The following is a 25,047-nucleotide window of genomic DNA, read 5'->3' as shown; positions in this document are numbered from 1 at the left end:
CTACAGCGGCACGCAGAACTGGAAGGCGTGGTTCTTCGGCTCACTCGACGCCGGGAACTTCCTCACCGTCGACAAACCGCCGGTCGCCGACATGGCCGTGCCGTCGGCCGGTCAGGGCTTGAGCACGAGTGTGTCGCTCGTGCTCTTGTCGACCGCGCCGGACGAGAACGACCAGGGCAGCAGCTCGCCCTTGGCCCACAGGCTCGTCTGGTCCGTGTAGTGCGCGCTGAAGGCGTGCCCGGAGGCCCCGGTCAGGTTGATCCACCTGGACTTGTCGAAGTCGGCGAGGTTGACGACCATCCGCATGGACGGCACCCAGACCACGCCGTAGCCGCCGGCGGCGTTCCAGCCGGTCGCGTTCACCGTGGCCTCGCCGCCGCTGAGCCTCCAGGGGCCGCGGTTGAGGATGTACTGCAGCACCTTGGGGCCGTCGGTGCCGAGCGTCTGGTTCTTCAGGAACAGGCGGTGCAGCCGGCCCCAGTTCCAGGTGTCGATGTCCTTGCCGAGCTTGGCGGTCAGCTCCCAGCGGGCGTCGATCATGGCCCGGGCGAAGAGCTGGTCCATGTTGTTCGCCGCGGGGCGGGTGCCCGACCTGGGGGTCTTCCACCAGTCGCTGTCCGGCTTGTCCATCAGGGTGCGCACGACCTCGAACCAGCGGTCGCCGCCGTCCGGCTGCGCCTGGTCGGTGTCGCGCTCGCCGCACTCGCGTACCTTGGTGTTGTCGTCGACGGGGCCGGTGCTGTCGATCTTGTCGACCCACAGGCACTGTCCCTGGACGCGCAGTTCCTTGGGCAGCTTGTTGCCGAAGGCGAGCTTGAGGATGTTGCGCCAGACCGCGTTGAAGTAGGCGGCCGCCGCGGAGTCGGACTCCTGGGTGTAGTCCCAGCCCTCCAGCAGCTTCTGCGCGTCGCGCACGTTCTTGTCGTCGAGGTTGATCTTCAGCAGCCTGGGCACCAGGAGCTTGGCGATCTCGCTGCTGTTGTCCAGCTGCATCTGCCGCATGTCGTCGGTCGAGATCTTGCCGCCGTCCTTGATCTTCGACTCGATCAGGTCGGTGATGCGCTGGCTGCGGGTGCCGTAGCCCCAGTCGGTGGTGAGGGTGTACGGGTACTTGGCCTTGTCGACCACGGCCTGGTTGGCGGTGACGATGTAGCCGCGCTTGGGGTTGTACTCGTAGGGCAGCTCGCTCTGCTTGATGAAGCCGGTCCAGCGGTACTTCGAGTCCCAGCCCGGGGCCGGGATGGAGCCGTCGTCCACCGAGGAGCGCGTGGGGATCTTCCCGGGCAGCGTGTAGCCGATGTGGCCGGCGGTGTCGGCGTAGACGAGGTTCTGCGAGGGCACGTCGAACAGGGCGGCCGCCTGGCGGAACCCGCTCCAGTCCGCCGCCTTGTCGAGGGCGAACACGGCGTCCATGGAGGTGCCCGGGTCGAGCGCGGTCCACCTCAGGGCGATGCCGTAGCCGTCGCCGCGGTCGGGGGCGGAGGTGTTGACCGTGGCCCGCTTGCCGACCTGGACGAGTTCGTCGTCACGGTCGGACAGCAGCGGCATCCCGTCCTGGGTCTGGCGCACGACGATCGTCTTGGCGGAGCCGCCGGCGACCTTGATGGTCTCCTCGCGGGTCTTGAAGGGCCGGATCTTGCCGTCGTACAGGTAGCCGTTGGCGCTGACCTTCTCCAGGTAGAGGTCGGTGACGTCGACCCCGGAGTTGGTCATGCCCCAGGCGATGTCGGCGTTGTGGCCGATGATCACACCGGGCATGCCGGCAAAGGTGTAGCCGGTCACGTCGAACTGGCACGTGCTGGAGACGGTGCGGCAGTGCAGGCCCATCTGGTACCAGACGGACGGCAGCGAGGCCGACAGGTGCGGGTCGTTGGCGAGCAGCGGCTTGCCGGTGATGGTGTACTTCCCGGAGACGACCCAGGAGTTGGAGCCGATGCCCTGACCGTTCACGCCGACGGCGGTCGGGACGTTGTCCAGGACGTTGTAGAGGCCCCCCAGCTGGCTTGTGAGCGACGAACCGCTCGCGGCCGAGGCGGAGGAGCCGGTCGTGCCCCTCGTGCCCGCAGAGGCGCCCGTGATGCCCCCGGTCGTGCCGGACGTGCCCGTCGTGCCGGCGGTCGTGGAGGCGCCCGTGGCGCCGCTCTGCTGGAAGGACTTGGTCAGCGCGTTGTACTGACCCTCCTGCACGATCGGCTTGTTGCGGGTGTAGGGGTACTCCGGGTACAGGTCCTGGATCTGCTGCGGGCCGAGCCGGCTGGTCATCAGGGCGCGGTCGATCTCGTCCTGCATGTTGCCGCGCAGGTCCCAGGCCATCGCCTTCAGCCAGGAGACGGAGTCGACCGGGCTCCACTGCTCCGGCTTGTAGTCGTTGGTGAGGCCCAGGGCGGCGTACTCCAGGGAGATGTCCTTGCCGTCCTTGCCCTGGAGGTAGGCGTTGACGCCCTTCGCGTACGCCTGGAGGTACTTCTTCGTGGCGGCCGACAGCTTGGTGTCGTACTCCTGCCTGGCGATCCGGTCCCAGCCGAGGGTGCGCAGGAACTCGTCGTTCTTGACCTGGCTCTTGCCGAACATCTCGGACAGGCGCCCGGAGGTCATGTGCCGGCGCACGTCCATCTCCCAGAACCGGTCCTGCGCCTGGACGTAGCCCTGCGCCATGAACAGGTCCTCGTCGGAGGACGCGTAGATCTGCGGGATGCCGTTGCCGTCCCGCTTGACGTCGACCGGCCCGGAAAGGCCCTGGAGCGTGATCGTGCCCTTGGTCTGCGGGAAGGAGGCGCGGACGGTACTGATCGACCAGTACGCGCCGTAGGCGATGCCTCCGATGATGGCCAGTACCAGGACCAGCACCATCAGTCGGGCTTTGCGCCCCTTCTTCCTGCCGGACTTTGCGGGCGCGGCACCGGTGGTGGCGGTGTCACCCGTTGTGGCGGTGGTGTTGGGGGGCATCGCTGTCCTTGCTGTCCTAACGCGAGCGGCAGGTCGGGCTGTGACTTTGAATGAGCGCTGGAGCAACCATAGGCGCAGGGCCCAGTCCCGCTGGACGCGGAGTCGGGAACCAGCGCGTACGAGCGTTCGATCTTGCCCCGGCGAGCGTCAAGAAAGCGTCAAGACTTAGGTAAGGTAACGAAGTACTTGGGTGCGGTGCGCCGCAGCCCCGGATCTTGTGTACGTGAGCCCGCGCCCCGGCGCGCGGGCCAAGGAAGGGAACCGCCGCTGACTGTCCACCACCTCAACCAGCTCCTGCTCGTCTGCTCCCTGGTGCTGCTCGTCGCCGTCGCGGCCGTGCGGATCTCCACCCGCAGCGGGCTCCCCAGCCTGCTCCTCTACCTGGGGATCGGCGTCCTCATGGGCCAGGACGGCATCGGGCACATCCACTTCAACAGCGCCGCGCTGACCCAGGTCATGGGGTACGCGGCCCTGGTCGTGATCCTCGCCGAGGGCGGTCTCGGCACGAAGTGGAAGGAGGTCAGGCCGGTCCTGTCGTCCGCCTCCGTCCTGGCGACCTTCGGCGTCGCCGTCAGCGTGGGTGTCACCGCGGCGGGCGCGCACTACCTGGTCGGGCTGGAGTGGCGGCAGGCGCTCATCGTCGGCGCGGTGGTGTCGTCGACGGACGCGGCGGCGGTCTTCTCGGTGCTGCGCAGGGTTCCCCTCCCCGCGCGCGTGATGGGCACGCTGGAGGCGGAGTCCGGCTTCAACGACGCCCCGGTGGTCATCCTGGTCCTCGCCTTCTCCACGGCCGGCCCGGTCGAGCACTGGTACCTCCTGCTGGGCGAGATCGCCCTGGAGCTGGCCATCGGCGCGGCCGTAGGACTCGCGGTGGGCTGGTTCGGCTCCTGGGGGCTCAAGCACGTGGCCCTGCCGGCCTCCGGCCTCTACCCGATCGCGGTCATGGCAATCGCCGTGACGGCGTACGCCGCCGGCGCCCTGGCGCACGGCAGCGGCTTCCTGGCCGTCTATCTGGCCTCGATGCTGCTCGGCAACGCCAAGCTCCCCCACTGGCCGGCCACGCGCGGCTTCGCCGAGGGGCTCGGCTGGATCGCCCAGATCGGCATGTTCGTCCTGCTCGGCCTGCTGGTCACCCCGCACGAGCTGGGCGACGACGTCTGGCCCGCCCTGGTCATCGGGCTGGTCCTGACCATGGTGGCCCGCCCACTGAGCGTGGTGCTCAGCCTGGCGCCGTTCCGGGTGCCGTGGCAGGAGCAGACGCTGATGTCGTGGGCGGGACTGCGCGGCGCCGTACCCATCATCCTGGCGACGATCCCGATGGTGAACGGCGTCCCCGGCAGCCGCCGCATCTTCAACATCGTCTTCGTGCTGGTCGTGGTCTACACCCTCGTCCAGGGGCCGACGCTGCCCTGGCTGGCGCGCACGCTGCGCCTCGGCGAGGCGGGCGAGGCCTCCGACCTCGGCATCGAGTCGGCGCCCCTGGAGCGGCTGCGCGGACACCTGCTCTCCGTCACGATCCCCGAGGGCTCCCGGATGCACGGCGTGGAGGTCAACGAGCTGCGGCTGCCTCCCGGGGCCGCGGTCACCCTCGTCGTCCGCGAAGAAAAATCGTTTGTTCCGCTGCCCACGACAGTGCTGCGCCGGGGCGACGAGCTGCTGGTCGTCGCCATCGACCCGGTCCGCGACGCGGCGGAGCGACGACTGCGCGCAGTCGCGCTCGGCGGCAAGCTGGCGGGCTGGCTCGGCACGAACGGAGCGGGCAGCGCGCGTTGACGGCGCGTTCCACACGGTGAACGCCCCATGAAATCCCAGGTGGCCTGTCGCGTGGTGCTCGTTTTCACAGCCGTACCGGCGGATGATCCCTGTACCATGAAGGCACACACTGATCGAACCAACTCTGCCTGACGCAGAGCTGGCGCGACCGTATGGCGGCCGTGTCGCCCCCACACCCTGACGTGGGCGCCGGTATCTACCGCAGTCCGCGCAAGAGGACAGCTCTCGGCACCCGGGCCGCACGAGGCCCGCGCTACCAGGCGGCAGAAAGGCACGGGCCGTGGGATCCACGGTCACCACCACCGAACCGGAGAAGACCTCGCCGGCCTCGTCCCGCCCGGGATACGGACAGCTGCTGCGCACCCGCGGCGCCTGGACCTTCCTGCTCCCCGGCTTCGCAGCGCGCCAGCCGTTCGCGATGCTCACCATCTCCATCGTGCTGCTCGTGCAGCACACCACCGGCTCCTACGGCGCCGCGGGCGCCGCCGCGGCCGCCACCGGTGTGTCCATGGCCCTGTTCGCGCCGTACAGCGGACGCCTCGCCGACCGCCACGGCCAGCGCGCCGTGCTGATCCCCGGCGTGCTGGTGCACACGCTGTCCGGACTGACACTGACGGCGCTCGCCCTGGCGCACGCACCCCTGTGGGCGCTGTTCCTGGCGGCCGTCCCGACCGGCGCCTCGGTGCCGCAGGTCGGACCCATGGTGCGTGCGCGCTGGGGCGTGAAGCTGCAGGGCTCGCCCCTGATGACCACCGCCGCGGCGTTCGAGTCGGTCACGGACGAGCTGACCTTCGTCCTCGGTCCGCTGCTGGCGACCGCGCTGTGCACCGGGGTGACGCCGGCGGCCGGCCTGCTCACGGAGGGCGCGCTGACCCTTGTCGGCGGTCTGCTGTTCGCCGCGCAGAAGGGCACGCAGCCGCCGGTGACCGCCGAGAGCGGGCACACGCGCGTGCAGCACGCCTCCGCGCTGCGCGTGCCGGGCGTGCGCGTGCTGGTCGTGACCTTCCTGGGCATCGGGTCCGTCTTCGGCGGCATGCAGGTGGCACTCGCCGCGTTCACCCAGTCGATCGGCGAGCCCGGCCTGAACGGTGTCCTCTACGGCGTCTTCGCCGCCGGCAACATGCTGTCCGGCGTCGTCTGCGGCGCGATCGCCTGGAAGACCGCCCCCCAGCACCGCCTGGTCGTCGGCTACACGGCGCTCGCGATCGTCGCGTCCGCCCTGTGGACGGCGCACTCGGTGCTGCTGCTCGCCGGGCTCGGCCTGCTGGTCGGCATGTGCATCGCTCCGGCGCTGATCACCGGCTACACGCTGGTCGAGGGCCTGGTCCCGGCCGCCGCCCGCACCGAGGCCTTCACCTGGCTGACCGGCGCCGTCGCGCTCGGGCAGGCGGCCGCCGTCACGGTCGCCGGACAGCTGGAGGACCGGCTGTGGAACGGCGCGGGATTCCTGGTGCCGATGGGCGGCACGGCGCTCGCGCTGGCGACCCTGCTGGCGCTGCGGTCGCGGCTGGTCGCGCGGCCGCAGAACCGTACCGTCGCACGTGGCGTCGGTCACCGCGTGCCGGTGGCGGTGGACTGATCCCCGGGAATGCGTCACTATGGACCGTCGTTAGCACTCATTGAGTGAGAGTGCCAGGAGGAAGACAGTGCCGACCTACCAGTACCAGTGCACCGAGTGCGGCGAGGGCCTCGAGGCGGTGCAGAAGTTCACCGACGACGCCCTGACCGAGTGCCCCAGCTGCGGTGGCCGCCTGAAGAAGGTGTTCTCCGCGGTCGGCATCGTCTTCAAGGGCTCCGGCTTCTACCGCAACGACTCCCGCGGCTCCACGTCGAGCAGCAGCCCGGCGTCGAAGTCGTCGAGCACGTCGTCGGCCGACTCGAAGCCGTCGTCCTCGGCCTCGTCCTCGTCCGACTCGAAGTCTTCCTCGTCGAGCACCACCAGCAGCTCCGCGGCCTGACTTCTCCCTCCCCGGACCCTGCCGTCGTACGACGGCAGGGTCTTCGGCGCTTCCCGGGGGCGCTCCCCCGTGGCATCCCGGCGGCGCTCCCCCCATGGCTTCCCGGCACCGCTCCCCCACGGTTTCACCGCCCGCTAGTGTGCTGGTCATGGCGAACGCAGAGATCGGCGTGATCGGTGGCTCGGGCTTCTACTCGTTCCTCGACGACGTGACCGAGGTCCAGGTGGAGACCCCCTACGGGCCGCCCAGTGACTCCCTCTTCCTCGGTGAGATCGCCGGCCGGCGGGTCGCCTTCCTCCCCCGGCACGGCCGCGGCCACCACCTGCCGCCGCATCGCATCAACTACCGCGCCAATCTGTGGGCGCTGCGTTCGGTCGGCGTCCGGCAGGTCCTCGGCCCGTGCGCGGTGGGCGGGCTGCAGCCCGAGTACGGCCCCGGCACCCTGCTCGTGCCGGACCAGTTCGTGGACCGTACGAAGTCCCGGGTGCAGACGTACTTCGACGGGTTGCCGCTGCCCGACGCCACCGTGCCGAACGTCGTGCACGTCTCCATGGCCGACCCCTACTGCCCCACCGGACGGGCCGCGGCCCTGAAGGCCTCCCGGGGGCGGGACTGGGAGCCGGTGGACGGCGGAACGCTGGTCGTGGTCGAGGGGCCGCGCTTCTCGACACGTGCCGAATCGTTGTGGCACCGGGCGCAGGGCTGGTCGGTCGTGGGCATGACCGGTCACCCGGAAGCGGCGCTCGCCCGGGAACTTCAGCTGTGCTACACGTCTCTGACCCTGGTCACCGACCTCGATGCCGGCGCGGAGACCGGTGAGGGCGTCTCGCACGAGGAGGTGCTCCGGGTGTTCGCGGCCAATGTGGACCGGCTGCGCGGCGTGCTGTTCGACGCGGTGGCGGCCCTGCCGGAGAGCGGGGCACGGGACTGTCTGTGCGCGAACGCGCTGGGCGGCATGGATCCGGGCTTCGCGCTGCCGTAGCGCATCACGGGCTGGGGAGGGTCGATGGCCTGGGGCAGTAGGCGGGCCGGGGACGGTCGGCGGCATGGGGAGGGTCGGCGGGCTGGGGACGGTCGGCGACGGCCTGTGGGCGGTCGGCGGCATGGGGAGGGTCGACGGTCTGTGGACGGTCGGCGACGGCCTGTGGACAGTCGAGTGGAATTCCCCGTTCGGGTGGGCGAGTTGTCCACATTCCGTTGGTGATCCACCGGCTCCGGCGGGATTCGGCGCGAGGCCTCATCGTGGGCTCGCAAACCGAATTCCTCGTCGCAGGCGGTGATCCCCGTGCCTTGGTCCTCGTCGTCCCCGAATCCCTCGCCCCGTCCCTCCTCGCCCTCTTTTCCGCCTCCCCTCCGGCTTCCCCGTCCGCTGGGCACGGACGCCCCGGCGACCTGTGAGGTCCCGCAGTTCCCGCCGGTGCGGGTGCGCGGCGGGCGGTATCAGCTGCAGCGGCTGGTACGGCACCGCAGGCGGGCCGTCGCGGCCGGCCTCGCGGTGACCGCGGCCGCGCTCGTCGCCGCCGGGCCGCGCACGGGGGCCGCACCGCATCGTGCGGAACAGGCCCGGAACCACCCGGTCACCGTGCCCGTACGCCGGCACGCGGCGGTGGACGTGGTGACGGCGCCGGTACGGATCGCCGACGCGGCCACCGTCCGGCTGCTACGGCCCGGCGACCGCGTCGACGTCATCGCCGCCGGTGATCCGTCGGCCGGGGGCGTCGCACGAGTGCTGGCGCGCGGTGTCCGGGTGACCGAGGTTCCCGAGCCGCTTCAGGACGGGGCCGGGAACGGGGCGCTGGTCGTGCTGTCGGTGCCGCGTGACACGGCGGCGCGGCTCGTCGGTGCGAGCGCCACGGCACGCCTGGCGGTGACACTGTGCTGAACCGACTCGGACGCTTTCTCCGTGGCCTGCTGTCAAGTCGCTCGATCGACCGACGGGACTGGACACGATGGCGGGACCGTGTCGTAGGTTGCGGAGCGTTTCGTTCCACACCCTGCGCATGCGAGGAGAGTCCCCGAGGTGAGCGAGAAGAAGGAACCGAGCGTCTGGCAGGGCTTCAAGGCCTTCCTGATGCGCGGCAACGTCGTCGATCTGGCAGTCGCGGTGGTCATCGGCGCGGCCTTCACGAACATCGTGAACTCGGTGGTCAAGGGGGTCATCAACCCGGTCGTGGGTGCGATCGGCACGCAGAACCTGGACAACTACAGCTCGTGCCTGAACTCCTGCCATGGGACGCAGGGCATCCGGCTGATGTGGGGCTCCGTCCTCGGTTCCGCACTGAACTTCCTGATCACCGCGGCGGTGGTGTACTTCCTGATGGTCCTGCCGATGGCGAAGTACCTGGCGCGGCAGTCGGCCCGCAAGGCGGCGCGGGAGGGCACCAAGGAGGTCATCGAGGTGACCGAGCTGGAGGTGCTCAAGGAGATCCGCGACGCGCTGGTCGCGCAGCGTGGACCGGGACACGACGAGCGCTAGCGGCGCCGCTGCGGACGGCTCAGAGGTGGTGGGGCGGCTTCTCGTCGAGGAAGCGCTTCAGGTCGGCGGCGCTGTCGCCGTCCGTGCGCTCGCCCCACCCGCGGTCGGTGTCGTCCGAGGACTGCTGGTCCAGCGGGTCGTCGAAGACCAGCGCGGGCTTCGGGTCACGGGGCTCGGATTCGGGGGCGGTGCGCATGCCACAAGGGTACGGCCCCGGTGCACGCGCCCACGCGCGTCCGGCATCCCCGCCGGGCGAGCCGCCTGTGCCTGCGTTCCCTGTCCGCCAGTGCCTTCGCAAGGCCTTCCAGCGGCTTTTCTGGTGTGCTGAGAGGCATGACGTCGAGTTCCGCTCCGGCCCCCGCTTCCTCGGGCGCACCCCAGTCCTCCGGACCGCTGCGACGGCTCGTCGCGCGCGGGCGCGACGAGGCGCACCGGGTCTCCTCGCCGCTGGAGCTCTTCTTCGACCTGTGCTTCGTCGTGGCGATCGCGCAGGCGGGCGGGCAACTGGTGCACTCCGTCGCCGCGGGGCACGCGGGCGACGGAATCCTCAACTACGCGATGCAGTTCTTCGCCATCTGGTGGGCGTGGATGAACTTCACCTGGTTCGCCTCGGCGTACGACAACGACGACGCGCTCTACCGGGTCGTCACCCTGGTGCAGATCGCCGGCGTCCTGGTGCTGGCCGCCGGCATCTCCCGGGCCTTCCAGCAGCACGACTACCTGGTGGTCTGGATCGGCTACGTGATCATGCGGCTGGCCATGGCCACGCAGTGGCTGAGAGCCGCGAGATCGGCCGAGAGCGCCGAGAGAACGCTGGCGTTGCGGTACGCGTGCGGCGTGCTCCTGTGCCAGGTCGGCTGGCTCGGACTGTTGCTGCTGCCCGGCCCCGCGCGGCCCTGGGTGTTCCTGGTGATGGCGATCGCGGAGATGTGCGTGCCGCTGTTCGCCGAGAAGGACTACGCGACCTCCTGGCATCCGCACCACATCGCCGAGCGGTACGGCCTGTTCACCATCATCGTGCTCGGCGAGACGGTCGCCGCGGCGACCGTCGCCGTCAAGGGGGCCTTCGACGAGCACAACGCACTGGGCGAGCTGCTGCCGATCGCGGCGGGCGGGCTCCTGATCGTCTTCTCCGCGTGGTGGATCTACTTCGTGGTGCCCATCCACGGCCACCTGCGCACCAGCGGTCAGGCGTTCCTGTGGGGTTACGGCCACTACCTGATCTTCTCCTCCGCCGCGGCGATCGGCGCCGGCCTGGAGGTGACCGTGGAGCACGCGGTGGGCAGGACCCAGATCTCCACGCTGTCCGCGTCGGCAGCCGTGACGCTGCCCACGGCGCTGTATCTGCTCACCGTCTGGGCACTCCACTCGCGGCACTTCAAGGTCGGCATCGCCCAGCAACTGGTACTGCCGGTCACGGCGCTGCTGGTGATCTGCTGCACCTTCCTCGGCGACTGGACGGTGCTCGCGGCGGGGCTGGTGTGCTCGGCGGCGATCGCGGCCGGGGTGACGCTGACGGCGCGCATGGTCCGCCGGGACCGTGCGGCGAGCGCCACCGCTGCGGCCGGCTGAGTCCTCTGAGTCCTCAAAGACGCCTGGACGGGCGAGACTGGCCGCCATGACAGTTGACGCAATCACGGACGTCGCCGGGGTGCGGGTGGGGCACGCCACCCGCAGCGGGGACGGCTGGCTCAGCGGTACCACGGTCGTGCTCGCTCCGGAGGGCGGCGCGGTCGTCGCCGTGGACGTGCGCGGCGGCGGCCCCGGTACCAGGGAGACCGACGCGCTCGACCCGCGCAACGTGGTGCAGCGGGTCGACGCGGTCGTGCTGACCGGTGGCAGCGCGTACGGGCTCGACGCGGCGTCCGGCGTGATGGCCTGGCTGGAGGAGCGGCAGCGCGGGGTGCGGGTGGGGCCGGACCCGGCGCACGTCGTCCCGGTCGTGCCCGCCGCGTGCGTCTTCGACCTGGGGCGCGGAGGCGACTTCCGCGCCCGGCCGGATGCCGCGACGGGGCGCGCGGCGGTGGAGGCCGCGGCAGCGAGTACACCGGGCGCCCGGGTGGCGGAGGGCTGCGTGGGGGCCGGGACGGGCGCCGTGGCGGGGCCGGTCAAGGGCGGCGTGGGCACCGCGAGCACGGTGCTCGACTCGGGGATCACCGTGGCCGCGCTGGTGGTCGTGAACGCCGCGGGGTCGGTGATCGAGCCCGGGACGGGGGCGTTGTACGGGGAGTTGTGCCAGGGGCGGGTGGAGTATCCCGAGGAGCGCGTGCACGAGGCCGCGCGCCGGCGCCTCGCCGAAACCGCGGCCACGCATGCGCCGCCTCCGCTCAACACGACGCTGGCGGTGGTCGCGACCGACGCGAACCTCTCCAAGGCGCAGGCGCAGAAGCTGGCGGGCACGGCGCACGACGGGATCGCGCGCGCCGTACGGCCGGTGCACCTCATGAACGACGGCGACACGGTGTTCGCGCTCTCGACCGGGGCGCGCGCTCTCGCCGGGCATCCGCTGGAGCTCAACGCCATCCTCGCCGCCGGTGCGGATGCCGTGACGCGCGCGATCGTGCGGGGTGTGCGCGCCGCCGAGTCGGTCGACGGGCCAGGTGGAGTGTGGCCGTCGTACGGGGAGTTGTACGGGGTGAGGTAGGGGTGGGGCGGGGTGGGGTGGGGTGGGGCCGGGGGGAGGGAGGGGGGAGGCGGGGGCGAGGGGAGGCCGGGAGGGACCCCCCCCGTCAGAGTTGAAATGTCGCGGTTCTGTCACGTGATCGCGTTCGTGGGAAACGAGGGGAACCCTTCCGGGCGTCGGCGCCCTCTTTCCCCACGCACTGGAACGGATCACGCACATCACATGAACCTGGAGCAGCCCGTGACATCGCCGGACATTGCAGCGCGGCGCGTACTGGGGGCCTGTGCCGCCCTGATGGTCGGCAGCCTCACCCTGACCGCTTGCGGTGGCGACGCGAGCGCCACCGACGACGGCAAGGGCGGCAAGAACTCCCCCAGGACGCCGACGGCGCAGATCGTGATCTCGGCCAAGGACGGTTCGACCGGGGCGTCCATCAACGCGACCGGCGTGAAGGTCAGCGGCGGCAGGCTGACCGACGTGAAGATGACCGTGGCGGGGACGGGACAGGCCGTGGCCGGGGTGACAGCGCCGGACGGCAGCAGCTGGAAGCCGAAGCAGCAGTTGGAGCGCGGGACGAAGTACGAGATAGACGCGACCGCGAAGGACGCCGGCGGGCGCACCACGGCGACCAAGTCCATCTTCACCACCGTCACGACGGCGAACAGCTTCGTCGGCACCTACACCCCGGACAACGGCACCACGGTCGGGGTGGGCATGCCGGTGTCGTTCACGTTCGACAAGTCGATCACCGACAAGAAGGCCGTGCAGTCGCACATCACGGTCGACTCCAGCAGCGGTCAGCAGGTGGTCGGGCACTGGTTCGGGGACCGGCGGCTGGACTTCCGGCCGCAGGAGTACTGGAAGGCCGGCTCCAGGGTCACGATGAAGATCGCGCTGGACGGGGTCCGGGGCGCGGACGGCGTCTACGGGGTGCAGAACAAGACCGTCTCCTTCACCATCGGGCGGTCGCAGGTCTCCACGGTCGACGCCGGCACGCAGACCATGACCGTGGTGCGGGACGGCAGGACGATCAAGACGATTCCGATCTCCACCGGCAGCCCGGACCACACCACGTACAACGGTCAGATGGTGATCTCCGAGAAGTTCACCCAGACCCCCATGGACAGCCGGACGGTGGGACTCGGCAACGCGTACAACATTCCGGACGTGCCGCACGCGATGCGCCTGACGGACTCCGGCACCTTCATCCACGGCAACTACTGGTACAACACGGGCAATCCGCCCTTCGGGCGGGAGGGCACCAGCCATGGCTGCGTCGGGCTCGCGGACGTCCAGGGCGGGCAGAGTGCCACGCCGGCCAGGTGGTTCTTCGACAACTCGCTCCTCGGGGACGTCGTGATCGTGAAGAACTCCCCCGACAGCACGGTCGCACCGGACAACGGCCTCAACGACTGGAACATGTCATGGAGCGCCTGGACCGCCGGAAGTGCCGCCTGAGCGGCGGTTTTTGACGCCACGTGGGGCCGCGCGGGAACTTCTCGCGCGGCCCGCGCGTTTTCCCGGCGTACGTTTTCTCGGTTCCCGGACATGATGTCCGACCGAGGGGCTACGGTATGCACCCACAAGGTGACATGCAGCAACGCCGGGAGATGTCTTGAGCGTTCCGTACGAGACGGCAGCGTACGAACCAGCCGAGTCGCCCGAGTCTCCTGAGGAGCATCTCGAGCGACTCCTCGGCCGTGCCCTGAACTCCTTCGAGCTGCCCGACGAGGTGATACGGCGGCTCGACTGCGCGCTGGCGCACGCCAGTTCGCTGCACTCCGCGTACCACAGCACGGGGCTGCACCGGGAGACGTACCGGCACACCTGGCTGCTCGCCGACGGCTCCGCGCTCACGCTGTGGGAGCTCGTCCACAACCCCACGCCGGGCGGCGCCCCGGAGAGCGAGGTGTACGTCGACGAGGAGGAGCTGCAGGCGGCCACGGCACGGCTCGGAATGCCACCGGCCACGCCGGAGTTCGAGCTGCCCGCGCTGATGCGGCTGTGGGCGATCCCGGAGCCCCGGCACGTGTTCGCCTCGGACGACTCGGCGGACCACGCGCGCCGGCTGCTGCGCCGTGCGGAGAATCCGGACCGGCCCGGTGCGCAGACGGCGGCACTGCTGGCGACGGCGACGGCGCACGGGATCACGCAGGCGTTCGGGCGCCCCGGGCGTGCCGGGCGCGCGGGACTGAGCTACGCGCTCTACGAGCACGCGTTCCTGCTGCCGGACGGCAGTGAGCTCTCCCTGTGGGAGGTGGAGCACACGGCGACGCCGGACGGCCGGCACATGTGCGAGGTGTACATGTCGGAGGACGCGGCCCGGGACGCCATGGAGCGGCGCGCGGCGCGGCAGGGCTAGTGCGCGGGCCGCGGGGCGGCCGGCGGCCCTGTCCGGTCAGTGATCGCCGAGTCGCCGTATCAGTCCGGCGAAGGCGTCCTGTTCCGCGGGGGTCAGTTCCACCTTCTCCAGCGCGGGACCGGCCTGCCGTTGGGGCGGGAGGAGCGGGAGGTGAGCAGCCGGGAGCTCTCGCAGGGCCGCCGCGCGGAAGCGGCGCAGCAGGCGTATGACGACGATCGCCCAGACCAGGCCGGCCAGGGTGAGGGCGGCGGCGCCCGCCAACTGGAGACTCGAGACATACTCTGGCATAGGCCCCAGTACACACCACGGTCCGGGACTTTGGTCCCGGACCGTGACGTATCTCGCAGGTGCCGTGAACAACTCACAGCGAACTAAAGGGACAAGACGCGGCGGGGTCGTGTGGTGGTCAGGCCGCCACGGGCTGCTTGGTCTCCTTCGTCGCGGTGGCCGCGTTCGCGGCGGGGCCGGTGGCCGTGGTCTCCGGGTTCTGCTTGCGCATGCCCTTGAGGAGGACGACCAGCGCGGTGGTGGCGCAGACGCCGGCCGCGATGGCGATGAGGTACAGGAACGGGTTGCCGATCAGCGGGACCACGAAGATGCCGCCGTGCGGGGCGCGCAGGGTGGCGCCGAAGGCCATCGACAGGGCGCCGGTGAGTGCGCCGCCGATCATCGCCGAGGGGATCACGCGCAGCGGGTCGGCCGCCGCGAACGGGATCGCGCCCTCGGAGATGAAGGAGGCGCCCAGGACCCAGGCTGCCTTGCCGTTCTCGCGCTCGGTCTGCGTGAACAGCCTGCCGCGCACGGTGGTGGCGAGGGCCATGGCCAGGGGCGGGACCATGCCGGCCGCCATCACCGCGGCCATGATCTTCATCGCCGAGTCGCTGGGGTTCGCGACCGCGATGCCGGCGGTGGCGAAGGTGTAGGCGACCTTGTTGACCGGGCCGCCCAGGTCGAAGCACATCATCAGGCCGAGCAGGGCGCCGAGCAGGATCGCGTTGGTGCCGGTGAGGCCGTTCAGCCAGTCGGTGAGGCCCTTCTGGGCGGTGGCGATGGGCTTGCCGACCACGACGAACATCAGGAATCCGACGATCGCCGAGGAGATCAGCGGGATCACCACCACCGGCATGATGCCGCGCAGCGCCGGGGGGATGCGCACCCTCTGGATGGACAGCACCACGCCACCGGCGATCAGACCGGCCACCAGGCCGCCGAGGAAGCCCGCGTTGATGGTCACCGAGATCGCTCCGCCCACGAAGCCGGGGACCAGACCGGGCCGGTCGGCCATGCCGTAGGCGATGTAGCCGGCCAGGACCGGCACCAGGAAGCCGAAGGAGACGACGCCGATCTGGAACAGCAGGGCGCCCCAGCTGTCGGCCTGGGTCCACACGAAGTGGTCCATCACCGACGGCGCCTTGTTGATCTTGTAGCCGCCGATCGCGAAGCCCAGGGCGATGAGGAGGCCGCCCGCGGCGACGAACGGAACCATGTAACTCACGCCGCTCATCAGCCACTTGCGGAGCTTGGTGCCGTAGCCCTCGGTGGAGTCGCCCGCACGCTCGACCGGCGTGCCGCCCGCAGCGGGTGCCGGCGCACTGGTCTCACCGCGCGCCGCCTTCGCGCGCACCTCCGTGATGAGCTCCGCGGGGCGGTTGATGCCCGCCTTCACCCCGACGTCGACGGTCGGCTTGCCGGCGAAGCGGTCCTTGTCGCGTACGGGGATGTCGTGCGCGAAGATCACGGCGTCCGCCGCCGCGATCACCGCCGGATCCAGCCGGGTGAAACCGGCCGAGCCCTGTGTCTCGACGACGAGTTCGACGCCCGCCTCGCGTCCCGCGTTCTCCAGGGACTCGGCCGCCATGTACGTGTGCGCGATGCCGGTCGGGCAGGAGGTGACGGCGACGATACGGAAGGGTCGGTCACCGGTGCCGGTGGCACCCGGCGCCGGGGCGGATCCACTCTCGGCGGCCGCGCCCGGTGCCGGGGCCATGGTGCCCGCTGCGGCGCCGGCGGAGGCCGCCACCGGCGCCGCAGCGGAGTCTTCGCCGGCGCCTGCAGCGCCTGCCGCGGCATTCGCGCCCGCGCGCGCTTCCCCGGCGCTCACGGAGGCGTCCGCGCCCGGTTCCGCGTCCTCGCGCCCCGCCGAAACGGCCACGCCGGCGCCCGCATCGGCTTCCGCGCCCGGCGTGGAAGCCTCCGGCGCCTGCGCCGTGCCGGGCGTCTCGTCCCCGCGGATCAGCGCCGCCGCCGTCTCCGCGTCGGTCACCGCGCGCAGCGCCGAGGTGAAGTCGGCGTTCATCAGCTGGCGGGCCAGTGAGGAGAGGATCGTGAGGTGGGCGTCGTCGGCGCCGGCCGGGGCCGCGATCAGGAAGATCAGGTCGGCGGGGCCGTCCGCGGCGCCGAAGTCGATACCGGCGGCGCTGCGGCCGAAGGCGAGGGTCGGCTCGGTGACGTGGGCGCTGCGGCAGTGCGGGATGCCGATGCCGCCGTCGAGGCCGGTCGGCATCTGCGCCTCGCGGGCTGCCACGTCGGCGAGGAAGCCCTCCAGGTCGGTCACCCGGCTCTGGGCCACCATGCGCTCGGCGAGGGCGCGCGCCGCCGCTTCCTTGGTGTCGGCGGACAGGTCGAGGTCGACCAGGTCCGCGGTGATCATGTCGCTCATCGCGGGCTCCTATGCACGCGTATCGCCCGGGGGGAGGGGTGGGCGGAAAGGGGGACGGGGGTGCGGTGGGGGGATGAGGTCGTGCGGGAGGCGGGGTCGGGGAAACTCCGCCTTCCCGAAGCGGAACGGTGGCGGCTCAGGTGGCCGGGCCGCCCCGGGGCAGCGACGAGTAACGGGGCGCCTCGCCGCTTGGGGGCCGGTGGCGTGGGGAAGTCCGGGCGTGCAGGCGTGGGGCGTGAGCCCAGGTGCCGGGTGCCGGGGCGGGTGCCACGGAGCGCGAGCCCAGTCACGGCACCGGCTCCGTCAGTTCGCGGTCGAGGGGGATCTCGGCCGTGACGGTCACCGCCGACGGGTCCACGTCGGCGGGGGTCGGCATGACGCTGCCCGGGAGCTGGACGGCGGCGGCGCCGTGGGCGACCGCGGAGGCGAGGGCCTCGGGGCCGCTGCCGCCGGCGATCAGGAAACCGGCGAGGGAGGAGTCGCCGGCGCCGACGTTGCTGCGGACGGTGTCCACCCGGGCGCTGCCGAACCAGGCACCCGCGTCCTCCACGAGGAGCTGCCCGTCGGCGCCCAGGCTCGCGAGTACGGCGTATGCGCCCATACCGCGCAGTTCCTCGGCCGCCTTCAGCGCGTCGCCCACGGTGGCCAGGGGGCGCCCGACGGCTTCCGCGAGCTCCTCGGCGTTGGGCTTCACCACGTCGGGCCGCGCGCGCAGCGCCTCCAGCAGCGCACGCCCCGAGGTGTCCAGCGCGATGCGCGCGCCTCCGGCGTGCGCCCGCGTGACGACGTCGGCGTACCACGAGGGCGCGAGCCCCTGGGGAAGGCTGCCGCAGCACGCGATCCAGTCGGCGTCGCGTGACTGCTCGCGCACGGTGTCCAGGAGGAGCTCCTGTTCGGCCGCCGACAGCTCCGGGCCCGGCGCGTTGATCTTCGTGAGCACCCCGTCGGACTCCGCGAGCGCGATGTTCGAGCGGGTGGCTCCGGCGATCGGGACCGGCGCGACCTCGATGCCCTGCGCGTCGAGCAGGTCGGCGATGAGCGCCCCCGGCGCACCACCCAGGGGCAGAACGGCGACCGTGCGCCGGCCGGCGGCCGCGACGGCGCGCGAGACGTTCACGCCCTTGCCGCCGGGGTCCATGCGCTCGGTCTCGGCACGGATGACCTCGCCGCGCTTCAGGGCCTGGACCTCATAGGTGCGGTCGAGGGAGGGGTTGGGGGTGACGGTGAGGATCATGCGCGCACTACTTCCGTGCCGCCGCGCTCGATGACGGCGGCGTCTTCGGGGCTCAGCCCGTTGTCGGTGATCAGCAGGTCCACGTCGCTCAGGTCGCCGAATCGGGCGAAGTGCTCCTGGCCGTGCTTGGAGGAGTCGGCCAGCAGCACCACGCGGCGGGCGGCGGCCACCGCGGCCCGCTTGACCGCGGCCTCGGCGAGGTCCGGGGTGGTCAGGCCGTGCTCGGCGGAGAAGCCGTTCGCCGCCACGAAGAGCACGTCGGCGCGGATCTCGCCGTACGCACGGAGCGCCCAAGCGTCCACGGCGGCGCGGGTTCGGTGCCGTACGCGCCCCCCGACCAGGTGGAGCTGGATGCCCGGATGGTCAGCCAGGCGGGCGGCGATGGGCAGGCTGTGCGTGACGACGGTCAGGGAGGCCTCCAGCGGGATCGCGGCGGCGACCCGGGCGACCGTCGTACCGGCGTCGAGGATCATCGTGCCCTCGGTCGGCAGTTCGGCGAGGGCGGCCTTGGCGATGCGGTCCTTCTCGTCGGCGGCGGTGGACTCGCGCTCGGTGAGGTCCGGTTCGAAGTCGAGGCGGCCGACCGGGATGGCACCGCCGTGCACGCGGCGGACGAGGCCGGCGCGGTCGAGGGCCTTCAGATCGCGGCGGATCGTTTCCGCAGTGACCTGGAACTCCTCGGCGAGCGACAGCACGTCCACCCGGCCGCCGTCACGTGCGAGCCGGAGGATCTCCTGCTGCCGTTCCGGTGCGTACATGTCGTTGGCCTCCGCCTCGATGCCCGTTGACTGATGTCCGTTCGCTTCCGGGCAATGCCCGAACGTGTGGTTTTGATGCGAGGCTACGCCGGGATTTCCGGAAAGTAAACAGGTTCAGACTTCAATCGGGCATGATCGGGCTTCCGGCTGAGTCCGGAACAGCTCCGGCTGAGTCCGGAAGAGCTCCGGTTGTGTCCGGAACAGCAGAGAGGCCCGGCACCTGTCAGGTGCCGGGCCCTCGTCGTGCCCGGTCAGGGCACCAGCTCGGGTTCCTTGTCCACCGCCGGCAGGTCCACCTCCGGCGTTTCCTCCCCATGCTGTGCGGGACGCTTCGGCAGGGCCGACATCAGCAGGAAGATCGCACCCATGATCCCGGCGACCCACCACAGCGCGTGCTGGAAGGCGTGCACGAAGGCGGGGCCCACCTGAGCCGGGGTCAGCCGGTCGCCGATCTCACCGAAGAAGACCACGGACACGAGCCCGAGGCCGAGCGCGTTGCCCATCTGCTGCACCGTGTTGATCAGCCCGGACGCGGACCCGGCGTGCTCGCGCGGCACCTCCGCCAGCACCGCGTCGGTCAGCGGGGCGACGATCAGCCCCATCCCGGCGCCCATCACGACCAGCGGCAGGGCCATCTGCCAGGAGGCGATGGCGAGACCGTACCGGTGTGCCTCCCACAGGTAGAGCAGGACGCCCGCGGCCATGACCAGGGCGCCCGCCTGGAGCACCTTCCGCCCGAACCTCGGGACCAGCTTCTGCACCGACATCCCGGCCGCCGTCGACACCGCGAGGGAGAACGGCACACCGGTCAGCCCGGCCCGCAGCGGGCTCCAGCCCAGGCCGATCTGCATGTACAGCGTCCAGACCAGGAAGAAGATGCCGAGGGCGACACCGAAAACGGTCTGTACGGCGATGCCCGCGGCGAAGCTCTTCACCCGGAAGAGGGACAACTCGATGAGCGGGGAACCGTCCCTGGCCGCCTTCCGTTTTTCGTACGACACCAGCGCCGCGAAGACGACGAGGGCGCCGGCCATGCAGAGGTGGCCCCACAGCGGCCAGCCCAGCTCACGGCCGCGGGTGAGCGGGTAGAGCAGCATCAGCAGGCCCAGCGAGACCAGGGCGACACCGACGAGGTCCAGCTTCAGCGCCCTGGGGGCCTTCGATTCGGTGATGAACCGGCGTCCGAGTATCCAGGCCAGGACGCCGACGGGGAGGTTGATGAGGAAGATGGGCCGCCATTCGAGGCCGAACAGGTTCCACTCCGTCAGAAGTGCGCCGAGCAGCGGTCCGGAGACCGCGCCCAGGCCGACGACCGCGCCGAACAGACCGAACACCTTGCCGCGTTCGTGCGCCGGAAAGGTGGCGTGCACGATCGACAGCACCTGCGGCACCATCATCGCCGCCATACCGCCCTGCAGGATCCGGGAGGCGACCAGCATCTCCGGGTTCGCGGCGAAGCCGCACAGGGCGGAGGCGAGGGTGAAGCCGCCGATACCGATCAGGAACAGCCGCTTGCGGCCATGGATGTCGCCGAGACGTCCGCCGGTGATGAGCGCCGCGGCGAAGGCCAGGGCGTAGCCGGCGGTTATCCACTGGATCTGGCTGACCGACGCGTGGGCGCTCCGCTGGATGGACGGGATGGCGATGTTGACGATCGTCACGTCGACCAGGTCCATGAAGGCTGCGGTCATGACGATGGTCAGGGCGAACCAGCGGCGGCGGTCACTGCCCGCCGGCTGAGCACTGAGGGTCTGTTCCGTGGAGGTCATGCACTCAAGCTAGGACCCGATTAGGTCAGAACATGTCCTAGTGGTCGGGCATGCTCGAGGGTATGACGACGGACACACCGGCACGGCTGCTGCAGCTTCTCTCGCTCCTCCAGACGCCCCGGGAATGGCCGGGCGGTGAGCTGGCCGAGCGGCTCAGGGTGTCCCGGCGAACCGTGCGACGCGACATCGAGCGGCTGCGCGAGCTGGGATATCCCGTGCAGGCCAGCAAAGGAGCCGACGGGGGTTATCGGCTGGTCGCCGGCAAGGCGCTGCCGCCGCTGGTGCTGGACGACGAGGAGGCGGTGGCGATCGCGGTGGGCCTGCGGGCCGGTGCCGGGCACGCGGTGCAGGGCGTGGACGAGGCATCGGTACGGGCCCTGGCCAAGCTGGAGCAGGTGCTGCCCGCCCGCCTGCGCCACCGGGTGTCCACCCTGCAGGCCGCGACGACACCGCTGACCAGCGGGGACGGGCCGACCATCGCGCCGGAGACGCTGACCGTGATGGCCTCGACGGTGGCGGGGCACGAGCGGCTGCGGTTCGCCTACCGCGACAAGGACGGCAGCGAGTCACGGCGGCTGACCGAGCCGCATCGGCTGGTGTCGACCGGGCGCCGGTGGTACCTCGTCGCCTACGACCTCGACCGCGCCGACTGGCGGACCTTCCGGGTGGACCGGGTGAGCCGGCCGTTCGCGACCGGAGTCCGCTTCGCGCCACGGGAGTTGCCGACCGGCAGCGCGGCGGAGTACCTGCGCCGGTCCATCCACCGCCGGCAGGAGACGTACGAGTTCGCGGTGCGGTTCGCCGCGCCGGCGCAGCAGGTCTCCGCACGCCTGCCGGCGTGGCTCGGGGAGCCGGAGGACGACGGCGAGGGCGGTTGTGTGCTGCGGGGCACCTCCGGCGGTCCCGCGGAGTGGCTGGCGGTGCGGCTGGCGATGACGGGGTACGAGTTCACGGTGCGGGAACCTGGCGAACTGAGGGAGCAGGTGCGGGAGTTGGGGGGTCGGCTGAGCCGGGCCGGGGCGGATGATCCGGGGCAGTGAGCCCTCAGGTGGTGCCCTGGCCCTCCGCCCGGCCCCACCCGAAGTGCCGCAAGGACGCGAGGTTGCGCAGCGCGAGGGCCGCGGGGCCGTCCGGGCCGGTGGGCGGGGCGGTGGAGGCCGCCCAGCACTCCACGGCCACGCGGACGGCGGCGCCGGCGACGGCCGCGGCGAAGCGAAGGCCGGGGGTGACCGGTGCGGGGGGCATGGACCCCAGCCCCAGGGCGATGTCGTCGCGCCCGTCATGCCTCTCATGGCCACCCCGTCCGTCACGATCTTCGCGACCACCCCGCCCGCCATGGCCCTCGCGACCGCCCCGCCCGTCACGACCCTCGCGCCCACCGAGCCGGTCATGCCCACCGCGCCCGCCAGGCCCCGCGTGCCCGTCGTGCCCCGCGTGCCCGTCATGCCCCTCACCGGTTCCGTGCCCTTCGGGTGCGTCGGCCGCGCCGCTCCCGTCGGCTCCGACTTCACCGCGCTGAGCGCCGGTTGACGCGAGCCGGTTCGCCAGGATCACGGCCAGGGTCTGCTCAGACGTCTGGCAGACCTCGGCCCAGACCTTGCGCAGGGCGGGACTGGCGTCGGCCAGGCGGATCAGGGTGCGGACCCATTCCCAGGACGCCGCCGAGACACCGAGGCCGGGGGTGAGGGTGTGCTGTACGGCGTGCTCCAGGGCCTCGGGTACGCCGAGGTGGGCCGGGGCCGAGCGGACCGCCTCGGCCCAGCGCTGGGCGCCTGCCGCATAGAGGGGGGCGACCGCTTCCTCCTTGGTGGCGAAGTAGCGGTAGAAGGTGCGCGGCGCGATGCCCGCGGCCTGAGCGATGTCCTCGGCGCGGGTGGCCCGCAGCCCCTGGCGGACGAACAGGGCGGCCGCCGCCCGGGCGATCTCCGTCCGGGTCTCGGCCTTCCGGCGTTCGGTCAGCGAGAGCGGTGCGGAGGCGGAGGCGGAAAACGACTGGTGAGTGGTGCCGGGGTCGGTGCCGGGGTCGGTGCTGGAGGTGGTGCTCGGGGTGGGCCTCGGGGTGGTGCTCATCCCGGCAGGCTATGCCCGTGTGGCAGAATCTGCCATCCGACGGTCCACCCCGGGGTTCAGGTACGGGGTGGGCCGTCGTTCCAGGATGTCCCACCGCCCCACCGCCGCCCCGGCGTCCCACCGCCCGGAAAGCGGATGCCGCCGTCGCGGACCGCGTCACCCGGTGTGCCCCCGTCTGTCGGGCAGGCCGGCCCCCGGTCGCCACCTGCTGATCCCCGTCAACACGCGGGCGGTGGCCTGATGGGAACGCCCGGACCGAATCGGGAAGTTACCCGAATCGGGAAGTTGCCCACAGACACGGAAGAAGCCGGGCCTCGACACCCGGGGGGGATGGGTGCCGAGGCCCGGCGGGGAAGGTCCCGGCGCCGGGGGGGATGTGCGTCGGGACCTGGCTGTGTGGCTCGGTCGTGCGGGTGGGCGCGTGGGGTCGGCCGGTCCGTACGGTGCGTGGGGAGTGCGGCTTAGGGGCCTGGCTGCTGTGGGGCCCGGAAGGGTTGTTCCCGCGGACCCGGGGGTTGAAGCGAGGGGACAGCGCCATGTTTGCGCCGTCTTCCGCCACCGGCGTGCGCTCCCCCCAGGCACCGTACGCCCACAGGCGCCACACTGTGCGCACCGCCGCGCGGCGGCACCGCGCCCCGCCACAGCCCACGCCCCCACAGGCACCCCTGACGGCACCGCCACACACACCGGCCGGCACGCGGCGGAACCCCCCTTACGCCGCCGCGTCGAAGCCGGTCTGGCGGGCCAGCTTCTTCAGTTCGAGCAGGGCGTGCTTCTCGATCTGGCGGATGCGTTCGCGGGTCAGGCCGTGCTCCTTGCCGACCTCGGTCAGGGTGCGCTCGCGGCCGTCCTCGATGCCGTACCGCATCTTGATGATGGAGGCCGTGCGCTGGTCCAGACGGCCGATCAGGTCGTCCAGTTCCTCGCTGCGCAGCAGGGTCAGGACGGACTGCTCGGGGCTGACCGCCGAGGTGTCCTCCAGCAGGTCGCCGAACTGGGTCTCGCCCTCGTCGTCCACCGACATGTTCAGCGAGACCGGGTCACGGGCCCAGTCGAGGACGTCGATGACGCGCTCCGGCGTGGCACCGAGCTCCGCGGCGATCTCCGCGGGCTCCGGGTCGCGGCCGTTCTCCCGGTTGAACTCGCGCTGTACGCGGCGGATGCGGCCCAGCTCCTCCACCAGGTGGACGGGGAGCCGGATCGTGCGCGACTGGTCGGCGATGGAGCGGGTGATGGCCTGCCGGATCCACCAGGTGGCGTACGTCGAGAACTTGAAGCCCTTGCGGTAGTCGAACTTCTCGACCGCGCGCACCAGACCGGCGTTGCCCTCCTGGATCAGGTCGAGCAGGGGCAGGCCGCTGCGCGGGTAGCGTCGGGCCACGGCCACGACCAGGCGGAGGTTGGAACGGATGAAGATGTCCTTCGCCCGCTCACCGGCGGCGACCAGCGCCTGGAGTTCCTCGCGGGAGGCGTCCGACGCCGACTCCTCCTCACCGTCGAGGATCTGCTGCGCGAAGACACCCGCCTCGATGGTCTGGGACAGCTCGACCTCCTTTGCGGCGTCGAGCAGCGGCGTACGCGCGATCTCGTCGAGGTACATGCCGACCAGGTCGCGATCCGCGATCTCGCCGCCGTGAGCGCGAACACTGCTTGCCGAGTCGGCCGTCTCGCCGGTGGCGGACTGACGACGGGCGACGGCACGGGTTGCCATGCGTGCTCCCTTGCGATGGTGGGCTGGCGGGTGGTCCTGAACGCTCGGCATCGGGGGAGTGTCTCTGGCGACTCTCTCCGAGTGCCCTGCATCCGTGGGAAACAACGACTGGAATCCGGACAGAATTCCCAACCCGCCCCCCAATTTTTCTGATCATGCAGTACCCTGTCCGCCACACGGGAGGCCAGATGCCGACGCAACGTACAGAGGTGCAGGTCAGGCCGGGGATCGAGAGTGATCTCGACGCCCTCACGGCGATCTACAACCACTATGTACGTGAGACAGCGATCACATTCGATACCGCGATCTTCACTTCTGAAGAGCGCCGCCCTTGGCTGCTCTCCCACCCGGAAGACGGCCCGCACCGCCTGATGGTTGCCACGGACGCGGAGTCACAGGAGATTCTCGGGTACGCCACATCCGGCCCTTACCGGCCGAAGCCCGCGTACGTGACGTCCGTGGAGGTCTCGGTGTACGTGGCCCCCGACGCCGGCCGGCGCGGCATCGGCACGCTGCTCTACGAGGCCCTCTTCAAGGCGCTGGCCGACGAGGACGTGCACCGCGCCTACGCCGGGATCGCCCAGCCCAACGAGGCCTCCGAGCGACTGCACGCCCGCTTCGGCTTCCGGTACGTCGGCACGTACCGCGAGGTCGGCCGCAAGTTCGGCCGCTACTGGGACGTGGCCTGGTACGAGAAACAGCTGTAGC

20 protein-coding genes and 1 pseudogene are annotated in these 25,047 nt (G+C 71.2%); 12 read left to right on the top strand and 9 right to left on the bottom strand.

Annotated features, from left to right (window positions below):
- Nucleotides 1-111: 111 nt before the first annotated feature.
- Nucleotides 112-2,946: a penicillin acylase family protein gene (locus ACWC2T_RS19785; protein WP_450671626.1), complete on the bottom strand. Its 2,835-nt coding sequence runs from the start codon at nucleotides 2,944-2,946 to the stop codon at nucleotides 112-114.
- A gap of 195 nt (nucleotides 2,947-3,141) precedes the next feature.
- On the opposite strand from ACWC2T_RS19785, the gene ACWC2T_RS19780 reads away from it, so the two are divergent.
- The 6 genes from ACWC2T_RS19780 (at nucleotide 3,142) to mscL (ending at nucleotide 9,153) form a co-directional block, all read left to right on the top strand.
- Nucleotides 3,142-4,719, top strand: coding sequence for a potassium/proton antiporter (locus ACWC2T_RS19780; RefSeq protein ID WP_450671635.1), 1,578 nt, complete (start codon nucleotides 3,142-3,144; stop codon nucleotides 4,717-4,719).
- A gap of 280 nt (nucleotides 4,720-4,999) precedes the next feature.
- The gene (locus ACWC2T_RS19775; protein ID WP_450671625.1) at nucleotides 5,000-6,298 is read left to right on the top strand and encodes an MFS transporter; all 1,299 of its coding nucleotides are present in this window, start codon (nucleotides 5,000-5,002) and stop codon (nucleotides 6,296-6,298) included.
- Nucleotides 6,299-6,365: 67 nt separating this feature from the next.
- The gene (locus ACWC2T_RS19770; RefSeq protein WP_450671624.1) at nucleotides 6,366-6,677 is read left to right on the top strand and encodes an FmdB family zinc ribbon protein; all 312 of its coding nucleotides are present in this window, start codon (nucleotides 6,366-6,368) and stop codon (nucleotides 6,675-6,677) included.
- 148 nt (nucleotides 6,678-6,825) lie between these two features.
- Nucleotides 6,826-7,659, top strand: coding sequence for an S-methyl-5'-thioadenosine phosphorylase (locus ACWC2T_RS19765; protein WP_450671623.1), 834 nt, complete (start codon nucleotides 6,826-6,828; stop codon nucleotides 7,657-7,659).
- 303 nt (nucleotides 7,660-7,962) lie between these two features.
- Entirely contained in the window at nucleotides 7,963-8,559 is a 597-nt protein-coding gene (locus ACWC2T_RS19760) for a hypothetical protein (RefSeq protein ID WP_450671634.1), read from the top strand.
- A gap of 138 nt (nucleotides 8,560-8,697) precedes the next feature.
- A complete protein-coding gene (gene mscL / locus ACWC2T_RS19755) occupies nucleotides 8,698-9,153 on the top strand; it encodes a large conductance mechanosensitive channel protein MscL (RefSeq protein WP_450671622.1) in 456 nt (151 codons plus the stop codon).
- A gap of 19 nt (nucleotides 9,154-9,172) precedes the next feature.
- On the opposite strand, the gene ACWC2T_RS19750 is transcribed toward mscL, so the two are convergent.
- Entirely contained in the window at nucleotides 9,173-9,349 is a 177-nt protein-coding gene (locus ACWC2T_RS19750; RefSeq protein WP_450671621.1) for a hypothetical protein, read from the bottom strand.
- 137 nt (nucleotides 9,350-9,486) lie between these two features.
- Between ACWC2T_RS19750 and ACWC2T_RS19745 the strand changes: the two genes are divergently transcribed.
- The 4 genes from ACWC2T_RS19745 to ACWC2T_RS19730 all read left to right on the top strand — a co-directional run bounded on the left by ACWC2T_RS19745 (nucleotide 9,487) and on the right by ACWC2T_RS19730 (nucleotide 14,138).
- Nucleotides 9,487-10,725: a low temperature requirement protein A gene (locus tag ACWC2T_RS19745; protein WP_450671620.1), complete on the top strand. Its 1,239-nt coding sequence runs from the start codon at nucleotides 9,487-9,489 to the stop codon at nucleotides 10,723-10,725.
- A 46-nt stretch (nucleotides 10,726-10,771) separates the two neighbouring features.
- Nucleotides 10,772-11,797, top strand: coding sequence for a P1 family peptidase (locus ACWC2T_RS19740; RefSeq protein ID WP_450671619.1), 1,026 nt, complete (start codon nucleotides 10,772-10,774; stop codon nucleotides 11,795-11,797).
- A 219-nt stretch (nucleotides 11,798-12,016) separates the two neighbouring features.
- Nucleotides 12,017-13,234 carry a L,D-transpeptidase gene (locus ACWC2T_RS19735; protein WP_450671633.1) on the top strand — a complete coding sequence of 406 codons (1,218 nt, stop codon included), beginning with the start codon at nucleotides 12,017-12,019 and terminating at the stop codon, nucleotides 13,232-13,234.
- Between the two features lie 157 nt (nucleotides 13,235-13,391).
- Nucleotides 13,392-14,138, top strand: coding sequence for a DUF6227 family protein (locus ACWC2T_RS19730; RefSeq protein ID WP_450671618.1), 747 nt, complete (start codon nucleotides 13,392-13,394; stop codon nucleotides 14,136-14,138).
- A 36-nt stretch (nucleotides 14,139-14,174) separates the two neighbouring features.
- Here ACWC2T_RS19730 and ACWC2T_RS19725 read toward each other — a convergent pair whose 3' ends face one another.
- From ACWC2T_RS19725 to ACWC2T_RS19705, 5 genes are all read right to left on the bottom strand, one after another.
- The gene (locus ACWC2T_RS19725) at nucleotides 14,175-14,426 is read right to left on the bottom strand and encodes a hypothetical protein (RefSeq protein WP_450671617.1); all 252 of its coding nucleotides are present in this window, start codon (nucleotides 14,424-14,426) and stop codon (nucleotides 14,175-14,177) included.
- A 118-nt stretch (nucleotides 14,427-14,544) separates the two neighbouring features.
- Nucleotides 14,545-16,797 carry a PTS fructose transporter subunit IIABC gene (locus ACWC2T_RS19720; RefSeq protein WP_450671616.1) on the bottom strand — a complete coding sequence of 751 codons (2,253 nt, stop codon included), beginning with the start codon at nucleotides 16,795-16,797 and terminating at the stop codon, nucleotides 14,545-14,547.
- A 286-nt stretch (nucleotides 16,798-17,083) separates the two neighbouring features.
- Nucleotides 17,084-18,031 carry a 1-phosphofructokinase gene (pfkB, locus tag ACWC2T_RS19715; protein WP_450671615.1) on the bottom strand — a complete coding sequence of 316 codons (948 nt, stop codon included), beginning with the start codon at nucleotides 18,029-18,031 and terminating at the stop codon, nucleotides 17,084-17,086.
- Entirely contained in the window at nucleotides 18,028-18,789 is a 762-nt protein-coding gene (locus ACWC2T_RS19710; protein WP_450671614.1) for a DeoR/GlpR family DNA-binding transcription regulator, read from the bottom strand. The genes pfkB and ACWC2T_RS19710 overlap by 4 nt, the downstream gene beginning before the upstream one ends.
- Nucleotides 18,790-19,040: 251 nt before the next feature.
- Nucleotides 19,041-20,558 carry an MFS transporter gene (locus ACWC2T_RS19705; protein WP_450671613.1) on the bottom strand — a complete coding sequence of 506 codons (1,518 nt, stop codon included), beginning with the start codon at nucleotides 20,556-20,558 and terminating at the stop codon, nucleotides 19,041-19,043.
- A 62-nt stretch (nucleotides 20,559-20,620) separates the two neighbouring features.
- Between ACWC2T_RS19705 and ACWC2T_RS19700 the strand changes: the two genes are divergently transcribed.
- On the top strand, nucleotides 20,621-21,598 hold the full coding sequence (locus ACWC2T_RS19700) for a helix-turn-helix transcriptional regulator (RefSeq protein WP_450671612.1): 978 nt from the start codon (nucleotides 20,621-20,623) through the stop codon (nucleotides 21,596-21,598).
- A 490-nt stretch (nucleotides 21,599-22,088) separates the two neighbouring features.
- Here ACWC2T_RS19700 and ACWC2T_RS19695 read toward each other — a convergent pair.
- Together ACWC2T_RS19695 and ACWC2T_RS19690 are read right to left on the bottom strand one after the other, a co-directional pair.
- Nucleotides 22,089-22,628, bottom strand: a pseudogene (locus tag ACWC2T_RS19695) (TetR/AcrR family transcriptional regulator); the annotation flags it as partial.
- 712 nt (nucleotides 22,629-23,340) lie between these two features.
- Complete coding sequence (locus ACWC2T_RS19690; RefSeq protein WP_450671611.1) at nucleotides 23,341-24,339, bottom strand: sigma-70 family RNA polymerase sigma factor; 999 nt, start codon at nucleotides 24,337-24,339, stop codon at nucleotides 23,341-23,343.
- A gap of 188 nt (nucleotides 24,340-24,527) precedes the next feature.
- On the opposite strand from ACWC2T_RS19690, the gene ACWC2T_RS19685 reads away from it, so the two are divergent.
- Nucleotides 24,528-25,046: an N-acetyltransferase family protein gene (locus ACWC2T_RS19685; protein WP_450671610.1), complete on the top strand. Its 519-nt coding sequence runs from the start codon at nucleotides 24,528-24,530 to the stop codon at nucleotides 25,044-25,046.
- Nucleotide 25,047: the final 1 nt, after the last annotated feature.

The sequence above is a fragment of the Streptomyces sp. NPDC001393 genome (genome assembly GCF_053597455.1).
The sequence above is the reverse complement of the archived record's forward strand: the minus strand, read 5'-3'. Positions and strand labels throughout refer to the sequence as shown.